This is a genomic window from Lentzea sp. NPDC058436, from assembly GCF_042721515.1.
Classification (GTDB): domain Bacteria; phylum Actinomycetota; class Actinomycetes; order Mycobacteriales; family Pseudonocardiaceae; genus Lentzea.
Window position 1 is genome coordinate 72115 of record NZ_JBHXLF010000006.1, and the last position, 24673, is coordinate 96787.

Genomic DNA, 24673 nt, shown 5'->3' on the forward strand with positions numbered 1-24673 from the left:
CAGTTCAGTTCAGCGCAAGCGGCGCGGTCCGGCGTCGTGCCGGGACGGCGGCGGTCCGATGACAACGCGCGCGCTGCTCACGAAAGCGCCTGCGGCAGAAGCAAGAACGGGCTCGAGCTTCAGTGACCGCACCTCCGGAAGGTCCTCTGCCAGCGCCGCCAAACGGAGTACCAGTTCCTGAAGTGCTTTCAGGTCCGCGGGTTCGTCGCCGCGGTAACCGGTGAGCAGAGGCGCTGCTTTCGGTGCCGCAACGAGTTCCGCCGCGTCGGTGTCGGTGAGGGGTACCGCCCGGTAGGCCCGGTCGCCGAGCAGGTCGCTGACCAGTCCCGACAGTCCGAACCAGACCAGCGTGCCGAAGCTCGGGTCGTCCTGCAGGCCCAGGACGCAGCTGACTCCCTTGGGCGCCATGCGTTGCACGTACACGCCCGGCTTCCCGGAGAGGGCGGCGAGGTCGTGGTAGGCGGCCATGACCGACTCGCGCTGGGCGATGTCGAGCCTGACGCCGACGAGGTCGGTGCGGTGGCGCAGTCGTTCGCTGGTTGCTTTCATCGCCACTGGATAACCGAGTTCTTCGGCTGCCAGCGCGGCTTCTTCGGCGCTGTGGGCGATGCGGAACGGGACGACGTCGATCCCGTAGCACTCCAGCAGTTCGACGGCCTTGAGGTCGTCGAGCCGGACCTCGACCTCGGGGTTGTCCACAATGGATCGCGCCCGGTCGGCGTCGATGCCTTCAGGACGCACGAAGGTGCCCTGCGGTGCGGCGCGCCAGCGGGCGTAGCGGACGGCGCGGGCCAGGGCGAGCACGGCGCGTTCGGGACTGGCGTAGCTGGGGATCGAGCCCTTGCCGGGCATCCTGAGCTCGTCGGGGATGCCCTCGACCGCGAGGAACGTGCTGACGATCGGTTTCGTGCGGTGTGCGGCCTCCTTGAGCGCGCGGGCGTAGGCGGCGCCGGGGACCGCGATCGGGGGCACGAACACGACGACGAGGGCGTCGGTCTCGGCGCGGTCCAGGGCCTGCTCGACCGCCTTCGCGAACTCCTCAGGGGTGGCCTGGGCGCCGACGTCGACGGGTTCGCCCGCGAGGTCGAGGCCCTGGGCCAGCAGCGTGTCGGCGGCGAGCAGGCCGATGGCGGTGGAGTTGCCGACGACGGCGACGCGCTTGCCGGTGGGCAGGGGCTGGTGGGCCAGCAGGAGCGCGGTGTCGAACAGCTGGGCCAGCGAGTCGACCCTGATCACGCCGGCCTGCTCGAACAGGGCCTGCACGCTCGCCTCGTCGACGTCCGCGGCGGTGGCGGCGAGGCCGGGGACGACGGCGTGCCGGCCGGACTTCACCGCGACGATGGGCTTGGTGCGGCCGAGCCGGCGCGCGAGCCTCGCGAACTTGCGCGGGTTGCCGAACGACTCGAGGTAGAGCAGCACGACGTCGGTGGACGGGTCGGTCTCCCAGTACTGCAGCAGGTCGTTGCCGGAGACGTCGGCGCGGTTGCCCGCCGAGACGAACGTGGACAGGCCGAGGCCCCAGCCGGCGGCGTTGGCGAGGATGGCCGTGCCGAGGGCGCCGGACTGGCAGAAGAAGCCCGCGCGGCCCCGTGACGGCAGCTTCGGGGCGAGGCTCGCGTTGAGGCGGACCTTGGGGTCGAGGTTGAGCACGCCCAGCGCGTTCGGACCGACGACGCGCATGCCGTGCGCTCTGGCCTCCGCCGCGAGCCTGCGTTCGGCCGACAGACCGTCCGGTCCCGTCTCGCCGTAGCCCGAACTGACGACGACGAGCGCCTTCACGCCCTTGGCGAGGCAGCCGTCCATGACCTCGTCGACGCTGGCCGCGGGGACGGCGACGACGGCGAGGTCGACGTCGTCGGGGATGTCGAGCACGGTCGGGTAGGCCCGGACGCCCCTGACCGCGCGGTGCTCGGCGTTGACGGGGTAGACGGGCCCGTTGAAGTCGGCTTCGAGAAGGTTCTTGAGGACCGCGTGCCCGATCTTCGTCGGGTCGGTCGAAGCGCCGATGACGGCGACGCTGCGCGGGTGCAGCAGGTTGTGCACGCTGCGGGCCTCGGCGGCCTGCTCGCGGGCCCTGGCGACGGCGACGGACTCGTCGGTGGGGTCGATCGCGAACTCGAGGTGCAGCACGCCCTCCTCGAACGCCCTGCTGACCTGGTAGCCGGCGTCGCGGAACACCCGGACCATCTGCCCGTTCTCGGCGAGCACCTCGGCCTCGAACCGGGCCAGCCCGACCTCCCTGGCGGCCGCGGCGAGGTGTTCGAGCAGGATGCTGCCCAGCCCGCGCCCCTGGTGACCGTCCTCGACGACGAACGCGACCTCGGCGCTGTCCCCCCGGTGGTGATCACCGTGGAGCCGGTCGAACCGCCCGACCGCGACGATGTCGTCGCCCAGGAGCGCGATGAGCGCCACCCGGTCGTGGTGGTCGACCGTGCTGAACCTCTCCAGATCGCGCTGCGGAATCCGCGGGTAGGGCCCGAAGTAGCGGAAGTACCGCGTCCGCTCGGACAGCCGCCCGTGGAACTCGCGCAGCTCCTCGCCGTCGTCCGGCGTGATGGGCCGCAGGTGGACGGTGCCGCCGTCGCTCAGGACGACGTCCGCCTCCCAGTGCCGGGGGAAGTCGAACGAGTCTCGCGCCCTCGGATCTCTCGCGCTGGAATCACTACCGCTGTCCGGCACCGGTGTCAGTCCCTGGGGTCGTCGGGATCAAGTCCGTGCAAGGGGAACACAGCCCGGCGCGTCTCGCGGATCGCCTTGTCGACCGGCTCCTCCGCGTCCCCGCCCCACGGCTGGTGTCCAGGGTCGCATCCATCGGTCATGGACGCGGGCAAAGGCCACTCGGGTGCGATGCGCGTCGCATGGGCCACCCAGTCCGCCGGCAACGGCCGGTTGGGGTCGACGTCGCGGTCCAGCACGGTCGCCAGCAGGTGCGTCCACGACCGCGGCACGACCCTGAGCAGCTCGTACCCGCCGCCCCCAAGCGCGAGCCACTTGTACCCGTGCTCGTTCACCAGGTCCCGGAACGCCTGGTAGATCGCCCGGTGCCCGTCCACGCTCAGCGACAGGTCCGCGAGCGGGTCCTCCTTGTGCGTGTCGACACCGCACTGCGTGACCAGCACCTGAGGCCGGAACGCCCGCAACAGCGACGGCACGGTCGCGTGGAACGCCCGCATCCACCCACCGTCCCGCGTCCCCGCGGGCAGCGGCACGTTGACCGCGCTCCCCTCGGCCCCGGCGCCGCCGACCTCACCGGCCCACCCGGTACCGGGCCACAGGCTCAGCGGGTGCTGGTGCAGCGAGATCGTCAGCACCCGCGGGTCGTCCCAGAACGCCGTCTGCACCCCGTCCCCGTGATGCACGTCGACATCGACGTACGCGACGCGCTCCACCCCGCTGCGCAACAACCACTCGATAGCCACCGCGCAGTCGTTGTAGACGCAGAACCCGGCCGCGCTGTCCGGCATCGCGTGGTGCAACCCACCGGCGATGTTGACGGCCCGGTCCACCTCACCGGACGCGATGGCCCGAGCCGCCACGAGCGACCCGCCGACCACCAACGCCGAAGCCTCGTGCATCCGCTCGAACACGGGGTTGTCCGCCGTCCCCAGCCCGTGCCCGACGTCCCACCCGGCCGTCGGCGCCGCCTGCACAGCACTCAGGTACCCCGGCTTGTGCACGAACTCGATCTCTTCGTCACTGGCCGCCACCGGCTCCCGCAACTCGACGCCGTCCAGCACCCCGAGCGCCGTCGCGAGCCGGACGGTCAGGTCGAGCCGGACCGGGTTCAGCGGATGGTCGCCACCGAGGTCGTACCCGAGGAAGGACCCGTCCCAGACAACAGCGGCTGGCTTACCCATGCCTTGCAACCTACAGTCGCGGACGCGGAACCGATCTCACCGAACAGGGGTCAGAGGCGACATGCACCTGAGACCAGCGGCCATCCTCCTCGCACTGGGCTTGACCCTCGCCGCCGTCACGGGCTGCGCCGAGCAGGTCAAGGGCAACGCGACAGCCGACACCAACGCGGTCCAAGAACCCGCCGACCCCACCACGACCTCGCGGAAACCCTCCGCCAGCACCCCCGCCTCCAAACCGGCGAGCCCCACCACCGCCCAGAAGCAGGGCGACGTGAAGATCGGCACCAAGAAGAAGGCGACGGGCCTGGAGACCTGCGGCGTCCTCAAGTCGGCGGACATCGAGGCCGCCACCGGCGGCAAGTCCTCGGCGGACGGCGGCTGCATCCACACCACCACCAACCCGTCGACCGTGATCACCCAGATGGTGACGGTCCCGGACGTGGCGGACCAGGAAGGCGACAAGAAGCAGATCGAGATCGGCGGCAACACCGCCTGGCAGGTCAGCGCCTCCAAGGAGGACTGCCAGGTCACCGTCATGCTGACCGACGACCCGAACGTCATCACGCCGGCCTTCTCGGTGAGCGTCCTGGCGATCGACGACCTGGACACCTGCGCCACGGCCCTCAAGCTCGCCACCGAGGGCTTCAACCGCATCCCCAGCGCCTGACTCCCAGCGCCGCGCCTGCCCCGCACCGGCGGCGGCCGTCAGCCGCCGGTAGCGACCTCCCGGTCCAACGCACACCAGTTGGACCACGAGCCGGCGTACAGGGCCGCCGGCTTCTCGGCCGACGTGACCCCCGCGACCTCCAGCGCGAGCACGACGGACGAGGCGGTCACGCCCGACCCGCAGTACGCGCCGACAGCCACACCACCCGACACCCCGAGCCCGGCGAACCGCGCGGCCAACTCCTCCGCCCCGAGCCACCGCCCGTCCGCACCGACGTGCCCGGTGGTCGGCGCGTTGACCGCACCCGGAACGTGCCCGGCCCTGGGATCCACCGGCTCGGTCTCCCCGCGATACCGCGCGGCCGCCCGAGCGTCGAGCAACACGCCGTCCTGAGCGAGCGCCGCCGCACCGTCCGCGTCCAGCACCGGCATCTGCCCAGGCCGCACCACCACGTCCCCAGCGGCGACTCCACCGTCCGCACCGCCGGCAGGCGCAGCCGGCACGTCCGCGGTCACCGGCAACCCGGCGGCCTCCCAGGCGGCGAACCCGCCGTCCAGCACCGCGACCTCGCCGAACCCCACCCACCGCAGCAGCCACCACACCCGAGCGGCGACCGACCCGTCCCCCGCGTCGTAGGCCACAACCCGGCCACCCTCACGCACGCCCGCGCGGCGCAGCACCGCCTGCAACCGCTCCGGATCCGGCAGCGGATGACGGCCCCCGACGCCGGGTGGAGCGGACAACTCGGTGTCCAGATCCACGTACACCGCGCCGGGCACGTGGCTGACCTCGTAGTCTTGGCGTCCGGGTGGTCCACCGAGACGCCACCGGACGTCCAGCACGACGGTGGCCGAACGCGTACCCAGCGCGTCGGCGAGGGCCTCAGGAGTGATCAAGGGATGCACGGCTCACATCCTGCACCCGCGCGGACACCTGTGTCCCCCGGCACGACTACCATTGACGCCATACGAAGGGGAGCGGGTGTGAACGACCTCATCGACACCACGGAGATGTATCTCCGCACGATCTACGAGCTCGAAGAAGAGGGCGTGGTGCCACTGCGCGCCCGCATCGCCGAGCGCCTTGGCCAAAGTGGACCGACGGTGAGCCAGACCGTCGGCCGCATGGAACGCGACGGCCTGGTCGTCGTGGCGGAGGACCGCCACCTCGAACTCACCGAGCAGGGCCGCAACCTCGCGATCGCCGTCATGCGCAAGCACCGGCTCGCCGAGCGCCTCCTCGTGGACATCATCGGGCTCGAGTGGGAGCACGTCCACAGCGAGGCGTGCCGCTGGGAACACGTGATGAGCGAGGCGGTCGAGCGCAAGCTCATCAAGCTGCTCGGCAACCCCACCACCTCGCCCTACGGCAACCCGATCCCCGGTCTCGACAAGCTGGGTGACGGCGAGCCCGCCCCGCCCGCCGAGGCGGACCTGGTGCGCGTGGACGAGGTGGCCCGCCGCGGTGGTGGCCGCGTGGAGATCCGCCGCATCGCCGAGCACGTCCAGCTCGACCCGGACCTCATGGCCGAGTTGAAGGACGCCGGCGTGGTGCCGGGCGGCACCGTGGAGGTCGAGGCGCTCGGTGGCGCCAAGGTCATCCAGGTGCGCGGCGGCAACGGCAACACGGCAGAGCTCGACCCCGCGGTCGCCCACGCCGTCCTGGTGCTCGCCCGGTGACCCAGGCGACGACACCGGCCGCGAAGGCGGCAGAGGCGTTCGAGCGCCTGCACGAACGCGCTCCCGAGGGAGTCTGGTCGGCCCCAGGCCGCGTCAACCTCATCGGCGAGCACACCGACTACAACGACGGCTTCGTGCTGCCGTTCGCGTTGCCTCACCGCATCGCGGTCGCGGCGTCGCCCCGCACCGACGGTGTCATGACCGTCAGCACGATGGGCGACGACGGCGGGCTGCAGGCAGCGGACCCGGTCGTGGTGGCCGACCTAGTCCCCGGCACCGTCAAGGGGTGGGCCGCGTACCCCGGTGGAGTCGCCTGGGCGCTGCGTGAGCAGGGGATCGACGTCATCGCGGGCGCCGACCTCGTCATCGCGGGCGACGTGCCCGCGGGGGCCGGTCTCTCCTCCTCGCACGCCCTGGAGTGCGCTGTCGCGCTCGCCCTGCTCGGCCTCGCCGGCGTCGACGCCGAGCGGCCGGACATCGCGCGCTGGGTGCAGCGCTCCGAGAACGACTTCGTGGGCGCGCCGACCGGCATCCTGGACCAGACGGCATCGCTGTGCTGCGTCGAAGCGCACGCCCTGTTTTACGACGTGCGCTCCGGCAAGTCTGAGCAGGTCGCGTTCGACGCGGCTGCCAGCGGGCTCGAGGTCCTCGTCATCGACACGCGCGCCAGCCACGCGCTCGTCGACGGCGGCTACGGCGCCCGGCGGGCGGGGTGCGAACGCGCGGCCGGAATCCTCGGCATCCCCGCGTTGCGCGACGTCGACATCGCCGAGCTCGACCAGACGCTCGTCCGGCTGCCCGAAGACCTGCGTCCGCTGGTGCGGCACGTCGTGACCGAGAACGACAGGGTCCTGCGCACCGTCGAGCTGCTCCGCAAGGGCGCGCTCGCCGAGGTCGGCCCCCTCCTCTCGGGCTCCCACGCCAGCCTGCGGGACGACTACCGGGTCTCGTGCCCCGAGCTCGACGTCGCCGTCGACTCCGCGATGGCGGCCGGCGCTCTGGGCGCCCGGATGGTCGGTGGCGGTTTCGGTGGCTCGGCCATCGCCCTCGTGCCCGTCGAACGGCACGACGAGGTCGAGCGGTCCGTGCTCGCCGGTTTCTCCTCGCGCTCGCTCACGCGGCCGAGGCTCTTCACGGCGGTTCCGTCCGCGGGTGCGGGCAGGGACCGGTAGCCAAGAACGATCTTGACCAGGAATGCGAGGACTGTGGTGAAGCTGCTCGTCACGGGCGGGGCCGGATACGTCGGCAGCGTGTGCGCTGCCAGGCTGCTCGAAGCCGGGCACGAGGTGGTCGTACTCGACGACCTCTCGACCGGGCACGAGGACGCCGTCCCCGCGGGAGCGCGCTTCATCCGGGGTGACATCGCCGAGGTGATCGGCGATGTCCTCGCGGAAGGATTCGACGGAGTTCTGCACTTCGCGGCGAAGTCCCTCGTCGGCGAGTCCATGCAGGACCCCGGCAAGTATTGGACGGGCAACGTCCTTACCGCGATTCAGCTCCTCGACGCGATGAAGGATCACGGCACGCCGAAGCTCGTCTTCTCCTCGACTGCCGCGACGTACGGCGAGCCGCGCGAGGTACCGATCCCCGAGACCGCCCCGACCGCGCCGACCAACACCTACGGCGCCACCAAGCTGGCCATCGACCACGCGATCACGTCGTACGCCGCCGCGCACGGCCTGGCGGCGACGAGCCTGCGGTACTTCAACGTCGCCGGCGCCTACGGCAGCATCGGCGAGCGGCACGCGACCGAGACCCACCTCATCCCGCTCGTGCTGCAGGTCGCGCTCGGGCAGCGCGAGCACATCTCGATCTACGGCGAGGACTGGCCCACCGAGGACGGCACCTGCGTCCGCGACTACATCCACGTCCTCGACCTCGCCGACGCCCACCTCCTCGCGCTGGAGAACGCCACCGCCGGAGAGCACCGGATCTACAACCTGGGCAACGGCACCGGCTTCTCGGTCAAGCAGGTCATCGACACCTGCCGCGAGGTCACCGGCCACCCCATCCCCGCCGTCGTCGCCCCCCGGCGCGCCGGCGATCCGGCCGTCCTGGTCGCCTCCGCCGAGCGGGCCCGCGCCGACCTCGGCTGGAAGCCCGAGCGCGCCGACATCACCGGCATCGTCCGCGACGCGTGGGAGTTCACCCGCGCCCGGCACGGGGCCTGAGCCGGGATGACCGACTTCGCCTCCTTCGAGAGCTACAACGCCACCCCGCGGCTCGCGTCGCTCGCGCTGTCCCCGGACGGCACCCGGCTCGTCACGGTCGTGTCCACTCTCGCCCCGGACGGCAAGACGTGGCAGGGCGCTCTCTGGGAGGTCGATCCCACCGGGGAACGGGAGGCCGTCCGGCTCACCCGCTCCGCCAAGGGCGACTCCTCCCCCGTGTTCGCACCGGACGGGTCGCTGCTGTTCCTGTCGGCCCGCCCGGACCCGCTCGCGAAGCCGGGCGAGTCCAAGGACAAGAAGGCGCTGTGGCGGCTTCCGGTCCGCGGTGAGGCCGCCGAAGTGCTCCGGCCCGGTGGCGGAGTCGGTCAGGTCCGCGTCGCCGGCGAGACGGTGCTGTTCACGTCGTCCGCGTACCGCTTCACGGAGTTCGGCGACGAGGACGACGCCAAGCGCAAGGCCCGTGAGGATGCAGGCGTGACAGCGATCCTGCACGAGTCGTACCCGATCAGGTACTGGGACGCGGACCTGGGTCCGGCCTACCCGCGCCTGTTCGCGGCTCCTCTCGCCGATGTCTCCGCGGTCACCGCTCTCAGTGAAGACTCCGCGAGCCGGCTCAGCGACGAGGACGTCGAGCTGAGCCCGGACGGCAAGTGGGCTGTCCACGGCCACGCCGTCGACGTCAGCGCCGCTTACGGCCGCCGGACCGAACTGCGGGTCGTGGCCACGAGCGGCGGCGAACCGCGGGTCATCGCCTCCGAGGACGGCTTCTCCTTCCACGGCGCCACTTTCACGCCGGACTCGTCCGCCGTGATCGCGATCCGCACGCGTGAGTCCACTCTGGACTCGCCTTTCCGGCGCGACCTGGTGCGCGTTGAACTGGCGGACGGTTCGATCACGCCACTGGCGCCCGACTTCCAGGAGGCGCCGGACCATCCGGTGGTGAGCCCGGACGGGTCGGCGGTCTTCTTCACCGCGAGCCATCTCGGCCACCAGCCGTTGTGGCGGCTCGACCTCGCGACCGGCGAGATCACGAAGCTGACGGTGTCCGGCTACTACAGCGATCTGGTCGTGAGCCCGGACGGCGAGACGCTGTACGCGCTGCGCAACTCGGTCGACCACCCGCCTCAGCCGGTGCGGCTCTCCGTCACCGGATCCGACCAGGATCCCGAACGGCTTCCCGCGCCCGGCGCTCTCCCGTCGGTGCCTGGCACGCTCACCGAGATCTCCACGGTCGTCGCCGACGGCAGGACCGTCCGCTCGTGGCTCGTGCTGCCGGAAGGCGTGTCCGCCGACTCGCCCGCGCCCCTGCTCCTGTGGGTCCACGGCGGCCCCGTCATGAGCTGGAACGGTTGGACCTGGCGCTGGAACCCGTGGCTCATGGCGGCTCGCGGCTACGCCGTCCTGCTGCCCGACCCCGCACTGTCGACCGGCTACGGACCCGACTTCATCAAGGCCGGCTGGGGCCGCTGGGGCGCTGAGCCCTACACGGACCTCATGGCCATCACGGACGTCGCCGTCGAGCGAGCCGACATCGACGCCACGCGGACCGCCGCGATGGGCGGGTCGTTCGGCGGCTACATGGCCAACTGGATCGCCACCCAGACCGACCGGTTCCGCGCCATCGTCACCCACGCGTCCCTGTGGCACCTCGACGCCTTCTCCGGCGGCACCGACAGCTCCTACTTCTGGATGCGGGAGATGGGCGATCCCCTCACGCATCCGGAGCGGGTCCTGGCCAACTCCCCGCACCTGCGGGTCGCGGACATCAAGACGCCGATGCTCGTCATCCACGGGGACAAGGACTACCGGGTTCCCATCGGTGAGGGGCATCGCCTGTACTTCGACCTCGTCCGACACGGGGTCGAGGCGAAATATCTTTACTACCCAACCGAAAACCACTGGATCCTCACCCCCGGCAACTCTCAGGTCTGGTACGAGACGGTGTGGGCGTTCCTGGCCAAGCACGTCCTGGATCAGGACTGGGAGCGGCCCGAACTGCTCTGAGTGCCGGCGAGCAGCTCATGGGCGCTGGTCAGGTACTTCACGGCCAGCGCCCGCATCTCCGACGGCGGGAAAGCGGCACTGACGGCGGAACGGATCAGCTTGCTCAGCATGTGGCCGGGACAGGCGTCCTCGGCGGCGTCGAGCGCGATCGACGCGATCCCGCCGTCGCCACGCTGGTAGGCGTAAAACGCGAGCAGGCACGCGGGCTCCGCTCGTTCCGGCGCGGGGCAGGCCCTGGCGAGCTCGAGCCACAGGCGTTCGGCGAGCCTGGATCTGGGCTGCACCGCGAACCCCATGCTCGCGTCGCGCACCTCGGGCACCGCCAACGCCCTCGCCAGAGCGACGACGTCCTTGTCCGGCAAGGATCCTTTGCGGTGTTCCACGGCATCGATCGCGTCGCTGACCCGACGTAGTTCGGTTCGCGGGTCGGGGTCGGCCGTGGCCGTCATGAGCTCGTCGAGCAACGTGGACCTGCGTTCCAGCGCGTCAGGCGGGTCCAGCGCGGCGATCGCCGCCATGGCGGCCCGCGACTCGAACGTCACGTTGCCCTCGTGTGCCGACGCTGCGGCGACAGCGGACAGCTGGGGATCCGGCAACGTGCCGTGACAGTCCACGTCGAGGTAGCAGAGCCACTGCGCGTCCTTCTGACACGAGGGCAGCCACACGGCCTCCAGGACGTCGATGCCGACGCCGCCCAGCCGGAGGTTGAGCATGGTGACCAGTGACGCGTGTGGCAGTTCCTCGGGCATGTGCTCTGTTGGCGCGCACACGACCACGAGGATCACTTCTGTCGCGTCCTGTTCGAGCAGCGGACTTTCCAACTGGGCCGCGAGCAGGCCTCTATGTCGTGGGCGTGGAAGGTCGACGCGCATGGTCATGCTGACCAGATGGTCTTTCAGCACCAGCACTATCAGTGAGTCGGCTGGGTGGAAGCCCATCAGGTGCGGGATCGCGGCGTAGAGATCGCCGGCGTCCCGAACCCGGATCGGCTTCGAGAGGGTTGAGGGCATGGGCCCACTGTGGACGGTGGGCGCGGTGGTGAGGCGGGGTGGCCGCGAAGTTGTGGACAACTCGGCGGTTGTGGACAGGTTGAGATCTTGGGCCGCTCGGGAGCGGTGTTCTGTCGGGGGTGGGTGCTAGGTTGCCGCGCTTCGGCCCGGCGGACCGAAGCGCGGCACCACGTCAGAACGTCTGGAGCACGGTGCGCCAGCCGCCGACGACCGGCAGCTCAAGGGAGGTCCGGGTGAGGTCCAGCGACAGGCCGGCACCCGGCTTCGGGCGCAGCGTGTAGTCGTAGTCGCTGGAGATCACGACGAACTCGAGCCGGTGACCGGTCTGCAGAACGTAGTCGTCCGGCACGATCGGCACCTCGACGTCGTAGAACTTGCCGGGCTTGATCGGCGACGTCCTGTCGGGACGCTCCCGGTTCTGCGGGTCGGTCGAGCCACGTGTGATGACGTGCGACCTGCCGTCCGGCGCGCGGTCGACGAGCAACGTCGTCACGTTGGCCGCGGGCCGGTCGAACGCGATCCGCAGGTTCGCCGTCGACTTGCCGGACAACCGCAGCGGCTTCTTCGCCGGCGCCGAGCTGTAGGCGAGGCGGTTCGGCGACGTCGCCAGGTCGATCAGCGACTCAGCGGTCTTGGTCGCGTCGTCGGTCAGCTTCTCGACACCGCGACCGGGCAGAACCCCGAGGCCGCCCTTCTCGGACCCGCCGGCCGAGGGACGCAGTCGCACGTCGGACGTGCCGGGCGCCGGCCAGTCCTTCTCGTCGACCCACGTCTTGTCCTCGCGCTGGATCGTCGCCTTCGGCTCCTTGTCGACACCGTTGCGGTGGCCCCAGAGGTACTGGGTGAACCAACGGTTGAGTGTGCGCCGCCACTCGACCGAACGCAGCGTGTCGGCGTCCGTGTGCCCGGACTGGTGCAGCCAGATCTTGTGCGGCGCGCCGACCTTCTTCAACGCCGAGTACCACTGCTCGACGTGCGTCATCTTGACGTTCCAGTCGTTGAGGCCGTGCACCGCGAGCACGGCCGCGCGGACCTTGCGGACGTCGTTGAGGTAGTTGCGCTTGTCCCAGAACCGGCTGTAGTCACCGGTGACGCGGTCCTGGTCCCTCGCGATCTCGGCGAGGATCGGCTTGCAGATCTCCCGGTCCGCGCGCGTGTAGACGTACTCGGCGAGCACGTCGGCGTCCTCGCCCTGGAAGGTGCCGGGTGCGACGACGGCGCCGTCCGCGCGGTAGTAGTCGTACCAGCTGGAGATCGCGGCGATCGGCACGATGGCTTCGAGGCCGCGCACACCCGTGGAGGCGACGGCGTTGGGCAGCGTTCCGTTGTAGGAGACGCCCATCATTCCGGTCTTGCCGGTGGACCAGGTCGCCTTGATGGCCTCGCCCGTGGCGGTGCGTGCGGACGCACGGCCGTTGAGCCAGTCGACGACGACACGCGCGCCGATCGTCTCGTTGACGTCGCCCGTCGTCGGGCAGCCCGTCGACTTGCCGGTACCAAGGGATTCGGCGTACACGACGGCGTATCCGCGTGCGATGAAGTAGGCCTCGTAACGGCCCGAGGTGATCGGGTTCGGGCCGAGGGCGGCGGTCATGCGCTCGTCGGCGGAGGACTTCAGCAAACGCCCGTTGCGCTTGTCCGGCACGTACAGCTCGACGTCGACGTTGTGGTTGGCAACGTCGTTGCCGCCCGAGAAGTACGGGCTGACCATGTAGACGACGGGGACCTTGAGGCCGCGTTCGGTGGCACGCGGGCGGACGACCTCGGTGTAGACCTCGTCGTCCTTGCCGTCGCGGTCGCTGTCGACCGGCGCCCGGACCCAGAGGCTCTCCTTCACCACGTCCTTCGGATCGAAGACGGGTTGCGCCTCGCCGTCCTGGAACACCGGCCCCTCGGCGGCTTGGGCCGTGGCGGGCAGGAATGGCAGAACCAGCACCGCTGTCAGCAGTGCAACTCTTCGTGCGCCCCTCACGAGGCACCCCCAATGCGGAAGCCAGAGACAGGGATTCGCCTGCACCCTCTCCTTTGACTGCAAGACATGTCACCCGTCGAATGGCCCTTGACCTGAGAGCATGGACCGTGCACATTTCCGACTTCGTCCACGCACTGCCGAAGGCCGAGCTGCACGTCCACCTCGTGGGCGCGGCTTCCGTCGAGACGGTTCTCGCGCTCGCGCGCAACCACCCCGGCGGGCGGGTGCCGGTCGACGAGGCCGCGTTGCGGAAGTTCTACGAGTTCAGGGACTTCCGGCACTTCATCAACGTCTACGGCATCGTCAATGACCTCGTCACGACCGGTGAGGACGTCCGCACGCTCGTCGTCGGATACGCGCGCGACGCCGCACGGACCAACGTCCGCTATGCGGAGCTGACGATCAGCGCGACCAGCCACCTGCGTGCCGGCATCGAGCCCGACGAACTCGTCGCGGCGTTGAAGGCGGGGCGGGACGAGGCCCTCGCCGAGCACGGCGTGGTGCTGCAGTGGATCTTCGACGTTCCCGGTGTGTGGGACCGCGACTGGGGCATGACGAGTGCGCGGTTCGCGACCGGGCACCGGCCGGAGGGGCTGGTCGGGTTCGGGCTGGGCGGGTTCGAGTCGGACTCGCCGAGGTCGAGGTTCCGGGAGGCGTTCGCGGTGGCGCGCGACGCCGGGTTGCACATGGTGCCGCACGCCGGTGAGACCACTCCGCCGAGCGAGATCTGGGCCGCGCTGCGGGATCTGCGTGCCGAACGGATCGGGCACGGCGTGAGCGCGGTGCAGGACCCCAAGCTGGTGCGCTGTCTCGCCGACGAAGGCGTCGTGGTGGAGGTGTGCCCGACGTCGAACATCCGCACGGGCGCGGTGACGTCGCTGGACGAGCACCCGCTGCCGCGGCTCGTGGAGGGCGGGGTGGCGGTGACGATCAGCACCGACGACCCCGGCATGTTCCACACCGATCTCGACCGCGAGTACCTGCTGTGCCACGAGCGTTTCGGGTTCGGCCGCGGCGAGCTCGCCGGCCTCGCGCGAGCGGCGGTGCGGGCGTCGTACGCGCCGGCCGAACTGAAGGACCGACTGTTGAAGGAGATCGACGCGCTGTGAGTGGTGCGAGTGTGGTGACGACGACCGTGGACTCAGCCGAGGTCGCGGAGTCGTTGGCGAAGGGCATCGTCGAGGCCCGGTTGGGCGCTTGCGTGCAGATCGTGCCGATCCGCAGCGTCTACCGGTGGGATGGCGAGGTGCGCGTCGACGCGGAATGGCAGTGCGTCGTGAAGACGTCCACCATCCGCGTCGACGAACTCGTCGCGCACATCAAGGCTCAGCACACCTACGACGTGCCCGAGGTCGTCGTCACCCCCGTGACCGGAGGCAACGACGACTACCTCGCGTGGGTCTCAGAGGAGACCTCGTAGGTGACGCGGCAGCGGTTCGGTGTGCAGGACGCCGAGCCGCTGTGTCGCCCTCGTCAGCGCCACGTAGAGCTCGCTGGGCGACATGCGTTGCGGTTCGACGACGAGGACGACGTCGAACTCCAGTCCTTTCGACGCGCGCGGCGGCATCCAGCCTTCGCCGATGACGGCGATCGTGCGGTCGTCGCCTGAGTTCGCGTGGGCGTCGAGTTCGTCGCGCACTACCGCTGACATGTCGGTGACGCGGCGAGCCCAGGGGCGGACGCCGGCCTCGCGCACCGAGACCGGTGCCGACGCGTCGGGGTCGACGAGCTTCAGGACCGGGGTGGCGACCGCCATGATCTCGCCGGGAGTGCGGTAGTTGACCTCCAGCCTGCGGTAGGTGAACCGCTCGAACACCGATCCCCAGCTCCGCATGCCGCCGGCCGCCTGGCGCTGGGCCAGGTCGCCGACGACCGTCATGGACTTGTTGGGACATCGGCGCAGCAGGACGCGCCAGTCCATCGCGGATAGTTCCTGCGCCTCGTCCACGACGACGTGGCCGTAGGTCCACGTCCGGTCGTCGGCGGCGCGTTCGGCGAGAGTGCGCCGGTCGCGAACCTCGTGCCGGGCCGCCAGGACCTCGGCGTTGACGAAGTCCGTGACGATGTACTCGTCGGAGTCGGCTCGCTTGTCGATCGACAGGACGTCCATGACGCCGCGTGCGTATTCGAGGTGTTCCTCCTCCTCTCGCATCGCAGCGCGCTCCGCGGAGCCGTCAGACCCGAGCAGGTCGGCGAGTTCGTCGAGCAGCGGCACGTCGGACACCGTCCACGCCTCGGCGTCGGGCCGGTACAGCTCCGGTGCGCCGATCCGGAAGCAGCGGCCTCCGTACAGGTCCGCGAGCAGCTGCTGGGGCGTGAGGAGCGGCCACAGCCTGTTGACGGCGTCGAGCAACGCGGAGCTGTGACGGAGCTCGTGGCGGACGTCCTCCTCGATCTCCGGCCAGTCGACACCGATCAGTCGCATCGCCGGCGCGACGAGCTCCTCGGCGAGCGCGAGGAAGAAGTACTTGCGGGCGGCGTTGTGCGGCAGCCCGTAGTAGCGCGTCTTCTCCCGGGCGACGGCGGCGATGTGGGCATCGAGCGGGACGACGACGTCCTCCAGCTCGATCTCGACGGGCTCGTCGGGAAGTTCCTGCCGGTCGGCGACGGCGACGGCGAGCAGGTCCAGAACCGACGTGTGGCCCTTCAGCCGTTGCAACGACGGGGTGTCCTCCACGTCTGTCACGACGCCGGGGTACAGCTCACCGGGAGTCGCGAACACGACGTCGGTCTCGCCCAGCGACGGCAGGACGTCGCCAACGTAGTGGAGGAAGCCGGTGTTCGGGCCGACGATCAGGACACCGTGCCGCGACAGGCGTTCACGACGCGTATACAGCAGGTATGCGACGCGGTGCAGTGCCACGGCGGTCTTGCCCGTGCCCGGTCCGCCCTCGATCACCAGCACACCCGAACCCGAGTAGCGGATGATCTCGTCCTGCTCGGCCTGGATCGTCGAGACGATGTCGCGCATCGTCGCCGTCCGCGGCGCGTTGAGGGCGTCGAGCAGTGCGGTCGCGTCGGTCAGCAGTTCGTCGTCGTGGAAGTCGTGCAACTCCCGGTCACGAACGCGGAAGTGCCGCCGCAGCACGACGCCTTCCCGATTCGCGGCGGTCGCCGTGTAGAACGGCCGTGCCGCCGGAGCGCGCCAGTCCAGCAGCAGCGGCTCGAAGTCGTCGTCGAACAGCCCGACGCGTCCGATGTAGGCGCGGTCGCCCTGCTCCGAGTCGATGCGGCCGAAGCACAGCCCTTCCTCCGCTGCCCGGTACTTGCCGACTTCCCTGGTCAGCACCTCGACGAAGGCCTCGCGGTCCAGCCGCTGGGTGACGGTGTCCCGCAGCGCGGCCGCGAGATCGGCGGCCGCTTTGTTCCGTTCTTTGTCGAGCTTTTCATACAGAGAGGTGATCCGTGCCTGTTCGCTCGCCAACACCTTGCCCCCTGTGATACAATAATTCTGTCTTCCCGGAAAATTCATTCCGAAAATGCAAAGCCATTCTTTGTATCACGCTTCGGTCGCACGCGGAACCCCTCGGGAGATCCCGTGACGAAGCGTGGACCACACCGTCGAGCACGTCTTGATCTGCTACGACGCAGTCTGCGGCATCCGTCGTGCTCATTCCGCGCACAGGCTTGCGTCGATCCGCGAGAGAATCCCGGCAGCTCTGTGGCGCCACCCCGGCAATTCGCCGTTCACCGCACCTGGAAATGTAGGATCGGCGGAGCGGGTCGCACTGCGGAAGAGGGCCGAATGGGCGTGGTCGAGGCATGAAGCTGGTCATCCTGGGCGGGGGCGGCTTCCGCGTACCGCTCGTCTACCGCGCGTTGCTCACGGATCGCTCGCCCGGCCGCGTGACCGAGGTCGTGCTGCACGACGTCGACGCCGCCAGGCTCGCGGCGATCGGTGGTGTGCTCGCCGAGCTCGCGGCCGGTGTGCCGGACGCGCCGGCGGTGTCGTCGTCGACCGACCTCGACGAGGCGTTGCGCGGGGCGGACTTCGTGTTCTCGGCGATCCGCGTCGGCGGGCTCGACGGGCGCGCGGCCGACGAGGGCGTCGCGGCGGGATGCGGTGTGCTCGGCCAGGAGACCGTCGGCGCTGGCGGGGTTGCATACGGGCTGCGTACCGTGCCGGTTGCGCTCGACATCGCACGTCGTATATCAGTGCACGCGCCGGACGCGTGGGTCATCAACTTCACGAACCCGGCCGGCATGGTCACGGAGGCGATGTCGGCGCATCTCGGCAGGCGCGTCATCGGCATCTGCGACTCCCCCGTCGGCCTCGGCAAGCGCGTCGTCCGTGCCGCCGGCGCCGATCCCGAGGACGCCTGGCTCGACTACGCCGGGCTCAATCACCTCGGCTGGCTGCGCGGTGTCCACGTGCGCGGGCGGGACGTGCTGCCGGACCTGCTCGCCGACACCGAGCGGCTCGAGTCGTTCGAGGAGGGCAAGCTCTTCGGCGCGGACTGGCTGCGGACGTTGGGTGCTGTGCCGAACGAGTACCTGCACTACTACTACTTCACGCGTGAGGCGGTGGAGTCCGGCGCGTCGCGCGGGGCGTTCCTGCTGGAACAGCAGAAGCGGTTCTACGCGGCGCCGTCGTGGGAGAGCTGGGAGCGGACCCGCCTCGAACGCGAGCAGACCTACATGGCGGAGACCCGCGACGACGAACGCGACGCCGACGACCTCGACGGCGGCGGCTACGAACGGGTCGCCCTCGATCTCATGCACGCGATCGCGTCCGGCAAGCGGGCCACGCTGATCCTCAACGTGCCGAACGGGACGACGTTGTCGTGCCTCGACGCCGACGCGATCGTCGAGGTGCCGAGCCTTGTCGACGCGAACGGCGCGCGGCCCCTGTCGGTCAGTCAGGTGCCGGACGAGGGCGTCGGGCTCGTCACCGCGCTCAAGGTCGTCGAACGCGCCACGATCAAGGCCGCCATCAGCGGCGAGCGTGCGCACGCGGTGAAGGCGCTCGCGTTGCACCCGCTCGTCGACTCCGTCAGCGTCGCCCGCAAGATCGTTGACTCACATCCGCTCCTGGCGGGAGTCTTCCGCGCTACTTTCTGAGGTCGTGGACACCGACCTGTTGCGGCAGCTCAACGACGACGTCTGGCACCCGTTCGCGCTCGCCTACTCACGACTGGACGCGCCGGCGTTCCTGGCGCTGCACTCGCCGGAGCTGATCCGCGCGGGCGGGCCGGCGAAGCAGCTCATCAGGTTCTCCGAGTACGCGGACCAGATCGAGAAGTGGTTCGCCGAGCTCGCCGGCCGCGGCAGTTCGGTGAGCATCTCGTTCCGGTTCGTCGAGCGGATCGCGGCGGACGACGTCGCGAGCGAGCGGGGTCTCTTCCGGCTCGTGTCGACGCGTGCGGACGGCGACGGGCGCACGTTCTACGGCCGCTTCCACACGTATTCGCGACGCACCGACGGGCGGTGGCGCGTCTTCGTCGACCATGACACCGACGAACGGCCGGCGGCGCTGGAGGAGGACTTTGTGGCGGCGATCGACATCGACGACGTCGACGCGTTCAAGGAGTGACGAGGGTCTGATGCCGAGCGGCGGTGTTCTTAACTACGCTCGACCGCAAATGGACACCACCACCTCTCGCCGCGTGCCACTCGTCATGGGCATCGCCGTGCTCGTGCTGCTGCTGGACCAGGCCACGAAGTTCTGGGCCGAGAGCGCGCTGACCGGCCGCGCGCCCATTCCCGTGCTCGGGGAGTTCCTGCAGTTCAGGCTCCTCTACAACCCCGGTGCCGCGTTCTCGATCGGCGCGGGGTCGACGTGGATCTTCACCATCGTCGCCGCCGTCGCGGTCGTGCTGCTCGCCCGGTACGGCCTGCAGCCGCAGACGAAGCTGAGGGCGGCCGCGCTCGCGTTGATGCTGGGCGGTGCGACGACGCACCTGCTCGACCGGCTGTTCCGGCCGCCGGGCTTCGCGCGCGGGCACGTCGTCGACTTCATCGACTACAACGGCTGGTTCGTCGGCAACGTCGCGGACATCGCGCTCGTCGGCGGCGCCATCCTGCTCGTGCTGATGAGCTTCACCCCGACGAAGCAGCCTGCCGAGTGAGCGTGTCGGCGCGGCGGGTCGTCTCGGGCAGCCGGTAGCGCGGAGCCAGGCGCAGCACTTCGGCGCACGCGCGGTCGAGGTCGACCTTGTGGCCGACCGACACGAAGACGGGCTTCACGCCGTCCTGGGTTCGCAGTGCCCTGCCGACGACGTCGTCGCCGTCGCCTTCCATGACGAGGTCGGTCGTCGATCCTCGGGCGTGGCCGGGCTGTTCGAACGTGCCCATCGCGTTCTTCGCGACGCCGATGCTCGGGATGCCCGTGTGCACGCCGAGGTGACACGCCAGTCCGAACCGGCGCGGGTGCGCGAGCCCTTGGCCGTCCGCGACGAGCAGGTCGGGCGCGACGGTCACGCGATCGAGTGCGCGCAGCAGGACGGGCATCTCGCGGAACGCGAAGAGGCCGGGGATGTAGGGGAAGTCCGTCGTGTCCTCGACGACGACCTCGTCGAGGACGGCCAGCGTCGTCGCGTCGAACACCACGCAGACGCCCACGACGGTGTCGTCGCCGCCGCCGTCGCCACTGTCGTTGTCGCGGTAGCCGACGTCCAGGCCGGCGACGGTGTCGATGCGCAGGTCGGGCGCGCTGGTGGTGATCACCTGGGTGCGCAGGCGTTCTTGCAGTGCGACGGCGTCGTCAACCGTTCTGGGCCACTCCACGGGCGACAGTGTGCCGTGACGCGTCGTGGTGGGCGGCGAGCAGGTCGTCGCCGAAGTCACCTGAATGGCGACGCCAGACCGTGTGGATGTGGTTGGCCTCGTTGGCGGTGTTGTCGTACTCGATGAGCAGATCGGGTCCTTGGACGCGGTAGTAGTGGCCCTCGCCCCGGCGCAGCGAGCCTTCCCACGAGAAGTGCAGTCGTTCTTGGTCGATCTGGGCGAACTCCTCGTCGGCCAGTTCGTAGGCGAGCCGGTCGAGGTAGAGGCGGACGATGTCGACGAGCAGCTCGGCTGCGGGCTTGCCGAGTTGGGCCGGCGTCACGCCGACGGGTTCGGTCGGGCTGATGCGTGGCGCGTTGCCGGTGCGGATGTCGTGCGGGGCGGTGTCGGCGACGACGGCCAGGCGGCGGGCGGTCGGGCCCATGCGGTCGAGGAGTTCGCGGGCGAGTTCCTCTTCCAGTTTCAGCGGCTGGCCGACGACGCGGCCGCGGTAGGTGACGCGGGCGGGGTTCGCGCCCAGGAAGAACGGTGTCGCCGAGACGCGGCCGTTGGCGACGACGACGTTGACGGACAGGTGGTGCCCTTCGATGCGCCATCCCCACGGGTCGTCGCCGCCGGGCTTGCCGAAGAGGACGGTCCAGTAGTCGCCGTTGTGGCGGTCGCGGTTGCCGCCTTCGCGGTGGTCGAGGACGTCCTCCAACGCCATGACCGCCGCGGCCTGCGCATAGGCGTGCGGACTGAGGACGGTCGCGAGCATGCCGTGCACCGCTTTGCGCTGTTCTCGCTGGAGCTCGCCGAGCACGAGTCCAGCGCGTGTACCGGGTGTATACGACCAGCGGTGCCTCAGGTCGTCGTCGGTGACCGCGCGAATCGCCTGTTCGCGCTGGTCACCGGCGAGCAAACTAATATATTGGCGCGTGGCGTCGGCGACGTCGTGCAGCATCGTTCGAACTTATAGGCCTTAACGGCGTGCAGCAGCCGAGAACCGTCACCGGGTGGCGACGACGCCGACCTTCCGCGTCAGAGGCAGTAGCGCCAGCGGGATCAGGACGACGGCGGTCAGCGACACGACGTTGCCGACCTGGTCGACGAACGGCATGTGCGACAGGTGGTTCAGGTGGAAGACCAGGTGCGGGACGGCGAACACGAGGTAGGCGACCAGCGCCGCCTGGGCGAGCCTGCGTTCCATCGTCACCGCGGCGAACACGAACACCGCGCACAACGCGAGGTTGAGGGCGCCGAAGTCCCGGAGCAGGTGCTCGTTGAACGGCGGGAAGTACGCCACCCAGGGGTTCGACGGGAGTGGGAAGTTGTCGTAGAAGCCCTGAGGCGCGAACAGCGGCCACCCGCCCTGCACGGCCTGGACCAGGGCGAGGAACACGAGACCTCCGCGAAGAATGCTCATGTCGCTACGGACGACGTACGGCGTCGACTTGTGACAGGTGCTCGACACGGAGGTCCACGGGTGTTAAAAACCTTACGTAATGAAGTTGCCACATGATGACGACGCCGTCTGGCGCGCCCTCGCGAACCCGCTGAGGCGCGCGATCCTCGACGTCCTGCGCACGGGCCCGCGCACCACGGGCGAGCTGGTCGAGGCGTTGGAGACCAGCCGGCACGTCGTCATGCAGCACCTCGGTGTGCTCCGCGAGGCCGATCTGGTGCTCGTGGAGCCGCGGGGCCGGAAGCGGGTCAACCACCTGAATCCCGTGCCCATCCAGCAGATCCATCAGCGGTGGGTCACGCACTACGAGCAGAACTGGGCAGCGGCGCTGGTCGGCCTGAAGCTGACGGTCGAGGGCGCCGAACAGGAGGATGAGGACGTTGGCTGACCCCGGCACCGAGCTGTTGCACAGCATCGTGATCGCCGCGCCCATCGAGAAGGTGTGGGCGGAGATCACCAGACTCGACGGCAAGCAGCGCGCCATGATGGACGCGATTCTCGACTCCGCGCTCGAACCGGGCGCGCCGCTGTACTACCGGTCGACCGACGGGAAACGGGTCTTCGTCGTCGGCCGCGTCGTCGAGGTCGATCCGCCGCGGCTGCTCTCGCACACGCAGCGGCTCACGATGCGCGACGACCCGTGGACCGTCGTCTCGTGGGAGCTCGAAGAGGTCGACGGTGGCACGCGCGTGACGTTGCGCAACACCGGTTGGCCCGAGGGCGTCAAGCGGCTCGACAAGGTCGACGCGACCTGGAAGGGCATTCTCGCCGCGCTCAAGCAGGTCGTGGAGTCCGGCGACGTCGGCAATGGCCTGAAGGTCCAGTACGCGATGATGCGCACGTTCATGTGGGCGATGCCGGCGGGCACCAAGACGGAGAACGTCCCCGAGCCGCCCGGCATCGACCGGGCCGTCTGACCTGCCCGATCGGCTGGGCAGTCAGAACGGGCCGTCCGAACAGGCAGTCCGAACAGGCAGTCCGAACAGGCAGTCCGAACAGGCAGTCCGAACGGGCCGTCCGAAGAGGACACCGGCGCCACCGAGGCGAGCGACGCGGTCGCGTGCCTCGGTGGACGAGGTGCCGTCCAGAAGAAGATTCACCCGATCCAGCGTCGTGGCGGGTGTGGGTCAGCCCTGGGCGATGTAGGCCTGCAGCTGGTCCTGCGACTGTTCGAGCTGTCCGATCCGGCTCTTCACCACGTCGCCGATGCTGACGATCCCGACCAGTCGCCCGTCGGACAGCACGGGCACGTGGCGGAAGCGCCGTTCGGTCATCACGACGGTGAGGCTGTCGACCGTGTCCGACGGGGAACACGTGAAGACGTCGGCGGTCATGATCGCCGAGACGGGAGAGGACAGCAGGTCGACACCCGTTTCGTGCAGTCGGCGCACGACGTCGCGCTCCGACACGATTCCCTCCACGCCGGCAGGGCCGACGACGACGATGGCGCCGACGTTGTGTTCGGCGAGCGCTCTGAGCAGTTCGGACACCGGGACGTCCGGTGCGATCGTCGCGACCGCCGATCCCTTGGTGCGCAAAACGTCAGTGATCCTCATCTGGCGCCTCCGATCCTGTCGGTCCGGTAGCAACTCAGGCTAGATCGGATTCGGACAGAACGGGAGATCGAACCCACGAAGAGAGCAGGGGACGTGGTCGAAAGACCACGTCCCCTGCTGGTGTCGCGCCTGGTTCGGCGTCGGCTACGCGGTTCCCCCGCGGCGACGGGTCGCGAACTGGCGCGGCTGGACCACCGGCACGCGCTGCTGCGGCAGCTGGAAGTGCGTGTTCTGGTCCTGCTTGCCCCGCTTCTGCGCACGGCGCGCGGCGCGGTTGCCCGGCTCGGGCTGGGTGGTATCGGGCTGGGTGCTGTCAGGCATGCGAAAGCCTCCTCGCGAAGAGGGTGTGCAAAGGGCACGGCGCGACGACGGCCGTGAGAGATTGACCCGCGCGTGGGTCACCCGGAGTGGAGCGCGACGACGAGGTCGCGAGGGCAGCGTCGAGAGCGCTGCAAGGCTTCATCAGATGAAGTACATGCCCGCAACGCTAGCGACGTCGCCGCCTCACGCCAACCGAATTAATCCGGCGACAACTACCCCCGTGCGCGCGCGGCGGCCGCACCGGCACCGAGCATCACGATGATGACGGTGACCATCGCCCACTTGCGGGACTTGGTCATCGGTGTGGTCTCCGGGTCGAGCGCGAGTTCCTGGCGGACCTGGGTCTTCTGCCTCGCGACGCGTGCCGGCACCGGTTGCGGCGAAGCGTCAGGCGGCGTGGGAGTGGCGACCGAAGGCTGCTGCACGACCGACAGAGGCCCCGGCACGGGCGCCGGAGCTGGAGCCGGGGTCGAGCCGGGCGGGGCGGGAGGCGGGGGCGCCGGCACCTCGGGACGCGGGGCGGGAGGTTCGACGCGGGGCGGCATCGGGTTCGGCAGGCAGCCCGCCGCGTCGATCAGGCCCATCTGCGGACCCGTCGACAGCTCGACGGCCGTGGTGCCCGTGACGCGGTAGAAGCGGCTGCTGCCCTGGTAGCCGTTGTTGATGGCGTGGACGGTGCCGACCGCGTCAATCACCACGGCGCCGTAGGTGGACCTGCCGGGCAGTCCGGCGATCTCGGTCCTGCTCCGCACCCGCCCGGTCGACGGGTCGAACGACACGACCTCGGCCGGTCCCCAGCCCGCGGCCGACACCCCGGTCAGCCCTCCCGTCTGGGGGTCGACGGCGAAGTCGTCGAGCGCGAGCGCGGGCCAGTCCAGCACGACGGTCCGCACGATCTTGAGGTACGACGGGCTGGCGGGGTCGATGTCGATGGCGTGCAACCGGGCGTAGTCGCGCACGTAGAAGGTGGTGCCGACGACCGCGCCCGCCGACACGTCGTCGGTGCGGAACCAGTGCGCGTCAACGGGTCCGAGGTCGTTGACCACGCCCTTGGTGTCGATCAGCACGACGTGTGAGGGGTTCTTCCACCAGTGATGCCCCTTCGACGTGATGCCGACCAGCCGGCCCAGCGCGGCCGAGTACCCCAGTGCGTTCACCGCGTAGCCCAGGCGGGCTATTTCTGTCACCCCACCGGATGACGCGTCCACTTTCGTGAACATCGAGAGTTCTCCACGATGGGATGAACGCACTTGATAAGCGTCACAG

The 24673-nt window shown here is 69.8% G+C and carries 24 protein-coding genes; 12 read left to right on the forward strand and 12 right to left on the reverse strand.

All coding sequences use genetic code 11. The annotated features are described in order from the left end of the window. Positions 1–9: 9 nt before the first annotated feature. Both ACFWN2_RS23765 and ACFWN2_RS23770 read right to left on the reverse strand, forming a co-directional pair. On the reverse strand, positions 10–2679 hold the full coding sequence (locus ACFWN2_RS23765) for a GNAT family N-acetyltransferase (protein WP_382430703.1): 2670 nt from the start codon (positions 2677–2679) through the stop codon (positions 10–12). 5 nt (positions 2680–2684) lie between these two features. Further along, complete coding sequence (locus tag ACFWN2_RS23770; protein ID WP_382430705.1) at positions 2685–3857, reverse strand: acetoin utilization protein AcuC; 1173 nt, start codon at positions 3855–3857, stop codon at positions 2685–2687. Positions 3858–3918: 61 nt separating this feature from the next. Between ACFWN2_RS23770 and ACFWN2_RS23775 the strand changes: the two genes are divergently transcribed. Further along, positions 3919–4524, forward strand: a complete 606-nt coding sequence (locus ACFWN2_RS23775) for a hypothetical protein (RefSeq protein WP_382430707.1) — start codon at positions 3919–3921, stop codon at positions 4522–4524. Between the two features lie 38 nt (positions 4525–4562). On the opposite strand, the gene ACFWN2_RS23780 is transcribed toward ACFWN2_RS23775, so the two are convergent. Further along, positions 4563–5429, reverse strand: coding sequence for a sulfurtransferase (locus ACFWN2_RS23780; protein WP_382430709.1), 867 nt, complete (start codon positions 5427–5429; stop codon positions 4563–4565). A gap of 78 nt (positions 5430–5507) precedes the next feature. Between ACFWN2_RS23780 and ACFWN2_RS23785 the strand changes: the two genes are divergently transcribed. The 4 genes from ACFWN2_RS23785 to ACFWN2_RS23800 are packed head-to-tail and all read left to right on the forward strand — an operon-like array spanning position 5508 to position 10378. Beyond that, a complete protein-coding gene (locus tag ACFWN2_RS23785; RefSeq protein WP_382430711.1) occupies positions 5508–6203 on the forward strand; it encodes an iron dependent repressor, metal binding and dimerization domain protein in 696 nt (231 codons plus the stop codon). Beyond that, positions 6200–7375: a galactokinase gene (gene galK, locus ACFWN2_RS23790; protein WP_382430713.1), complete on the forward strand. Its 1176-nt coding sequence runs from the start codon at positions 6200–6202 to the stop codon at positions 7373–7375. The genes ACFWN2_RS23785 and galK overlap by 4 nt, the downstream gene beginning before the upstream one ends. A 36-nt stretch (positions 7376–7411) precedes the next feature. After that, positions 7412–8374, forward strand: a complete 963-nt coding sequence (gene galE, locus ACFWN2_RS23795) for a UDP-glucose 4-epimerase GalE (protein WP_382430715.1) — start codon at positions 7412–7414, stop codon at positions 8372–8374. 6 nt (positions 8375–8380) lie between these two features. Continuing rightward, positions 8381–10378 (forward strand): S9 family peptidase, encoded by a 1998-nt coding sequence (locus tag ACFWN2_RS23800; protein WP_382430717.1) that lies wholly within the window; start codon positions 8381–8383, stop codon positions 10376–10378. Here ACFWN2_RS23800 and ACFWN2_RS23805 read toward each other — a convergent pair. Both ACFWN2_RS23805 and ACFWN2_RS23810 read right to left on the reverse strand, forming a co-directional pair. Further along, entirely contained in the window at positions 10348–11388 is a 1041-nt protein-coding gene (locus tag ACFWN2_RS23805) for a DUF4192 domain-containing protein (RefSeq protein ID WP_382430719.1), read from the reverse strand. The two genes, ACFWN2_RS23800 and ACFWN2_RS23805, sit on opposite strands and share 31 nt — an antisense overlap. A gap of 172 nt (positions 11389–11560) precedes the next feature. Further along, on the reverse strand, positions 11561–13360 hold the full coding sequence (locus ACFWN2_RS23810) for a Xaa-Pro dipeptidyl-peptidase (protein WP_382430721.1): 1800 nt from the start codon (positions 13358–13360) through the stop codon (positions 11561–11563). A gap of 107 nt (positions 13361–13467) precedes the next feature. On the opposite strand from ACFWN2_RS23810, the gene add reads away from it, so the two are divergent. Then, positions 13468–14469 carry an adenosine deaminase gene (add, locus tag ACFWN2_RS23815; protein WP_382430723.1) on the forward strand — a complete coding sequence of 334 codons (1002 nt, stop codon included), beginning with the start codon at positions 13468–13470 and terminating at the stop codon, positions 14467–14469. Between the two features lie 14 nt (positions 14470–14483). Further along, a complete protein-coding gene (gene cutA, locus ACFWN2_RS23820; protein ID WP_382430725.1) occupies positions 14484–14780 on the forward strand; it encodes a divalent-cation tolerance protein CutA in 297 nt (98 codons plus the stop codon). Here cutA and ACFWN2_RS23825 read toward each other — a convergent pair. After that, on the reverse strand, positions 14763–16787 hold the full coding sequence (locus ACFWN2_RS23825) for a UvrD-helicase domain-containing protein (RefSeq protein ID WP_382430727.1): 2025 nt from the start codon (positions 16785–16787) through the stop codon (positions 14763–14765). The two genes, cutA and ACFWN2_RS23825, sit on opposite strands and share 18 nt — an antisense overlap. Before the next feature lie 335 nt (positions 16788–17122). Between ACFWN2_RS23825 and ACFWN2_RS23830 the strand changes: the two genes are divergently transcribed. The 3 genes from ACFWN2_RS23830 to lspA are packed head-to-tail and all read left to right on the forward strand — an operon-like array spanning position 17123 to position 19428. After that, positions 17123–18421, forward strand: coding sequence for a 6-phospho-beta-glucosidase (locus tag ACFWN2_RS23830; protein WP_382430729.1), 1299 nt, complete (start codon positions 17123–17125; stop codon positions 18419–18421). Between the two features lie 4 nt (positions 18422–18425). Continuing rightward, complete coding sequence (locus tag ACFWN2_RS23835) at positions 18426–18893, forward strand: YybH family protein (RefSeq protein ID WP_382430731.1); 468 nt, start codon at positions 18426–18428, stop codon at positions 18891–18893. Between the two features lie 49 nt (positions 18894–18942). After that, positions 18943–19428, forward strand: coding sequence for a signal peptidase II (gene lspA / locus ACFWN2_RS23840; protein WP_382430733.1), 486 nt, complete (start codon positions 18943–18945; stop codon positions 19426–19428). Here lspA and ACFWN2_RS23845 read toward each other — a convergent pair. Genes ACFWN2_RS23845 through ACFWN2_RS23855 form a run of 3 tightly spaced genes read right to left on the reverse strand, consistent with a single transcriptional unit; the run spans position 19400 to position 21491 of the window. Beyond that, positions 19400–20086, reverse strand: a complete 687-nt coding sequence (locus ACFWN2_RS23845; RefSeq protein WP_382430735.1) for an endonuclease V — start codon at positions 20084–20086, stop codon at positions 19400–19402. The genes lspA and ACFWN2_RS23845 overlap by 29 nt on opposite strands. Then, the gene (locus tag ACFWN2_RS23850; RefSeq protein ID WP_382430737.1) at positions 20064–21029 is read right to left on the reverse strand and encodes a DUF3500 domain-containing protein; all 966 of its coding nucleotides are present in this window, start codon (positions 21027–21029) and stop codon (positions 20064–20066) included. Before ACFWN2_RS23850 ends, ACFWN2_RS23845 begins: the two co-directional genes overlap by 23 nt. 45 nt (positions 21030–21074) lie before the next feature. Then, on the reverse strand, positions 21075–21491 hold the full coding sequence (locus ACFWN2_RS23855; protein WP_382430739.1) for a hypothetical protein: 417 nt from the start codon (positions 21489–21491) through the stop codon (positions 21075–21077). Positions 21492–21570: 79 nt separating this feature from the next. On the opposite strand from ACFWN2_RS23855, the gene ACFWN2_RS23860 reads away from it, so the two are divergent. Together ACFWN2_RS23860 and ACFWN2_RS23865 are read left to right on the forward strand one after the other, a co-directional pair. Next, positions 21571–21918: an ArsR/SmtB family transcription factor gene (locus ACFWN2_RS23860; RefSeq protein WP_382430741.1), complete on the forward strand. Its 348-nt coding sequence runs from the start codon at positions 21571–21573 to the stop codon at positions 21916–21918. Then, complete coding sequence (locus tag ACFWN2_RS23865) at positions 21902–22447, forward strand: SRPBCC domain-containing protein (RefSeq protein WP_382430743.1); 546 nt, start codon at positions 21902–21904, stop codon at positions 22445–22447. Before ACFWN2_RS23860 ends, ACFWN2_RS23865 begins: the two co-directional genes overlap by 17 nt. A 210-nt stretch (positions 22448–22657) precedes the next feature. Here ACFWN2_RS23865 and ACFWN2_RS23870 read toward each other — a convergent pair whose 3' ends face one another. The 3 genes from ACFWN2_RS23870 to ACFWN2_RS23880 all read right to left on the reverse strand — a co-directional run bounded on the left by ACFWN2_RS23870 (position 22658) and on the right by ACFWN2_RS23880 (position 24627). Beyond that, a complete protein-coding gene (locus ACFWN2_RS23870) occupies positions 22658–23086 on the reverse strand; it encodes a CBS domain-containing protein (protein WP_382430745.1) in 429 nt (142 codons plus the stop codon). A 144-nt stretch (positions 23087–23230) separates the two neighbouring features. Continuing rightward, positions 23231–23407, reverse strand: a complete 177-nt coding sequence (locus ACFWN2_RS23875; protein ID WP_382430747.1) for a hypothetical protein — start codon at positions 23405–23407, stop codon at positions 23231–23233. 212 nt (positions 23408–23619) lie between these two features. Continuing rightward, a complete protein-coding gene (locus ACFWN2_RS23880) occupies positions 23620–24627 on the reverse strand; it encodes a DUF6923 family protein (protein ID WP_382430749.1) in 1008 nt (335 codons plus the stop codon). Between the last annotated feature and the right edge of the window lie 46 nt (positions 24628–24673).